Raw genomic sequence first — 579 nt, forward strand, 5'->3', positions numbered from 1 at the left:
GAGTCCTCGCCGGTGAAAGTCAGGCTCTCCTTGACGAATTCGACCCGCACGCCCTTGCCGGTGAGGGTGCGCACGATCGAGCGGAGGTCGTCGAGGTTTCGGGCCAGGCGGTCCATCGAGTGAACGATCACCGTGTCGCCGTCACGCACGAACGCGAGCATCTCGGCGAGCTTCGGCCGCGCCGAGTCCTTCCCGGAGGCCTTGTCGGTGAAGGTGCGTTCGACATCGACGCCGTCGAGCTGGCGCACGGTGTTCTGATCGACCGTGCTGACCCGGATATAGCCGACCCGCATGATTCACCCCTCCAGAGACCGAAATTGTCAGGTTGAACTCTAAGAACCCAGCCGACAAGTGTCAAGAAAGGCGAATTCTCACCCTATTTTGACGCTGTTCGTCCCCGGTCACGACTGTGGTGTTGGGGTGTACCCCAGATGCGCAGGCACTGCCAGCACCACGCTCCGCAGCTGCGGCTGTAACGTGTTTCACTTCTGAGTGTCAACGGATTTCGGAGGGGACCGAACACAGATGCTGAGCTTCTTCGTCGAACGCGATGGTCGACTCGTCGCCCAGAAACTCGCC

Annotated in this window: 1 protein-coding gene; it reads right to left on the minus strand. The window is 61.0% G+C overall.

All coding sequences use genetic code 11. From position 1 onward, the window contains the following. Window positions 1-293: recombinase family protein (locus A5780_RS27030; RefSeq protein ID WP_197521885.1), on the minus strand; the 293-nt coding region annotated here is incomplete at its 3' end. Window positions 294-579 lie beyond the last annotated feature (286 nt).

This window comes from Nocardia sp. 852002-20019_SCH5090214 (genome assembly GCF_001665865.1).
GTDB classification, from domain to species: Bacteria; Actinomycetota; Actinomycetes; order Mycobacteriales; family Mycobacteriaceae; genus Nocardia; species Nocardia nova.